The 2,585-nt window shown below is 36.4% G+C and carries 3 protein-coding genes; all 3 read right to left on the bottom strand.

Features of this window, described 5'->3' with window-relative positions; translation table 11 throughout:
- Positions 1-341 (bottom strand): BLUF domain-containing protein (locus FTV37_RS16935; RefSeq protein ID WP_180064306.1); only part of this gene is annotated, 341 nt, incomplete at its 3' end.
- 593 nt (positions 342-934) lie between these two features.
- Positions 935-1,432, bottom strand: a complete 498-nt coding sequence (locus FTV37_RS16930) for a hypothetical protein (protein ID WP_179991709.1) — start codon at positions 1,430-1,432, stop codon at positions 935-937.
- Positions 1,429-2,382 (bottom strand): MobQ family relaxase, encoded by a 954-nt coding sequence (gene mobQ / locus FTV37_RS16925; protein ID WP_179991710.1) that lies wholly within the window; start codon positions 2,380-2,382, stop codon positions 1,429-1,431. The genes FTV37_RS16930 and mobQ overlap by 4 nt, the downstream gene beginning before the upstream one ends.
- Positions 2,383-2,585 lie beyond the last annotated feature (203 nt).

The following is a 2,585-nucleotide window of genomic DNA, read 5'->3' as shown; positions in this document are numbered from 1 at the left end:
TCATTATGATTTTTAGAGAAAAACTTAACTATATCCTGATCAATATTGGCATATTTCATATACCAATTAGAAAAGAGATATGTACTGATCTTCTCAAGATAAAGAACTTCACAATTTTCATGACGCGGATCTTTTAAGATTTTGTCATGAAAAAGATGCTTTACTTTATCTTCTTGCCCCTCTAAACATTGAACAAAGTAATCATTTCCATAGTAAAGAGCCCCATAGATCTGATTTGCTCCATTAAACTTTAATGCTTCGGTTAAAATTTCATAAAGTTCACTCTTAGAATAAATTTTAGACCTGAACTTACTTACATATAATAATCGTATAGCGGTCATTGGTAATTCGTCTTAAGATATAAATAGTTAAGTATATATAATAAAAAAAATTATTATATAAAATTAGTAATTTTTAGACTGCTTTCTTAAAGCATCCTTTCTTTTATCTTATATCCTTGCACTTTACCTATTGGTAAAATACATACATTCATAATCTATATCGGAAAGTAAGTAATTAAGCATAAGAAAAAAAATCCCAGCAGGTGTAGTGCTGGGATTAGGTGTCTTCTGGGCTTAGTTATTATCGTTATCAAAAAAGTATAACTCAGTTTTTACTTAATTAATTTTCTTTTCAATTAGCTTCAATTTACTTAACTGTTGCTCTTTTTTCTGATCATTTTCGATCTTAATAACTATAGCTAAAATAAAAAGCATCATTATAAAAAATAGGAAAATCAAATGCTTTCTCATTATTTATTCCTTCTTTTAATGTTTTAGCATGCCTTTTCCCATTGCAAATAGATATGACATAAGAAACCAAAATTTAGCTCGATGCTTTGAAATATGGCTTTAGCCATATTTCAAAGTCGGGCAACTTTGCGCTTGCTATAATCTGATTAGCTATGAGAAAAACCAAGCAAAGTACCGATCAACTAATATCTTTTAGGGTCGATCTGGCACCAGTCATAGGTCTTTTCTTTGACACTATTTGGCTGAAATGAATAGCAATTTTTCGTCATGATTCTGACTAGTGTTTCACCATCACTTTCTCTAATTTGTAGTGGATATTTTTTAAGTACAGCCATATCAGTTCTACGTTCATTAATTTCATCTTTGCTTGGCACGTACAAGAATATTGCCAAGATGAATACCATCATCACAGCGACAAACGTGCTGGCAAAAATAATGATAAATTTTAAGTTGAGCCTTTTTGTAGCTTCGTTTAATTCTTGAATACTATTGTTTAATGCAGCTGTATGTTTCTTATTTGCGTTTTCTAGCGATTTTTCAGCCTTATTGAGTACTCCGTTAGCGATTTGGTTGTAAAATACCTCTAATCGCTTGTTATCGTCTGCTATGGCCTCTCTATATTCCTTCATGGAGGCCAGTAAAATATATAGTTGATCGTCTAAGTCGTTTTGGTTGCTCATAGCGATGGGCCACTTCTTTCATATTTAATACGCTGTGTCTGTTTCATCTTTTGCTCTTGTTCCAATTTCAATCTTTGTCTTTGCTCTTGTTCCAGACGTTGTGCTTCCCGATCTTTCTTCCATTGTTTGAAACCTTGCTCAACATGGTTGAACCCTTGTTCTAAGGTCTTTTCCTTGTGCTGTTGTTTGTTTTGGAGCTGTTGGCTGTTTTGCTGTTTGATCGTATCGTTAAAACGGCTAATTTCAGTATCTATGCCTTTTCTGCGCATCTGGGTAACTTTACTACCCTCATGGATGGTAGCTTGTAGATCCTTGCCTTGATCGGCATAACTACGGTGGTCGATTCTTTCCCGATACCCTGCATGTTCGAGGGCATGATTGGCTAAGTTTGCCCAGGTGGCTCGGATCTGTTTAATTTCTTCCTGGCTTGTTCCCATGCCCAGGCTTTTTCTCTTGGCATTGCTTAACTCAATATCAGTCTTATCCTTTAGCACCAGATTATGATCTTGATCCAGTTCAGCCTTACGTGTAGTCAGCAAGATATGCGCATGATGGTTTTTATCATCCCCTCCTTTGCTGGGTGCATGGATGGCTAAATCTGCAATCACCCCATAACGGTCTACTAATGATTGGGCAAACTCTTTAGCCAATTCTTTTCGCTGTTCTTCGTCCAGTTCATCAGGTAAAGCGATAACCCATTCACGTGCGGTTCGGGCATCTTTTCGATTCTCAGATTTTTCTGCCAGATTCCAAACTTGGCTTCGGTCTAATTCAGTATCCAAGTTAGAAAGAATCTCTGTATAAACCACACCTTCTTTTCTTGTGAAGTCATGGGTTAACCCTGTCCGTTCATCTTTCAATTTTTCTCCTGCACGGTAAGCCATAGATGCAACTGCAGTTCGTCCCGAACTTCGGTTAACGGTCTTAGTAGTACAGTGATAAATTGCCATGCCTTAGCCTTGTGGTGGTTTTGCTTTTGCTTTTAAAAATTGCGTAGCAGTTTTTTGGGGTTAAGGGGAATCCCCTTACGCAAACTTTGACTTGGATGAAATCCAAGTCGTAAGTGCGCATTTCATGAAAACACGATAGCATATAGCCCGCTTGAATTTCAATTCATAGGGCCTTATGCTTGAGTGGTTTTCTATATCCCGAA

It is taken from the genome of Acinetobacter sp. YH16042, assembly GCF_013417245.1.
GTDB classification, from domain to species: Bacteria; Pseudomonadota; Gammaproteobacteria; order Pseudomonadales; family Moraxellaceae; genus Acinetobacter; species Acinetobacter amyesii.
Note: the sequence above shows the minus strand (reverse complement) of the source record. Positions and strands in the feature narration are given on the sequence as shown.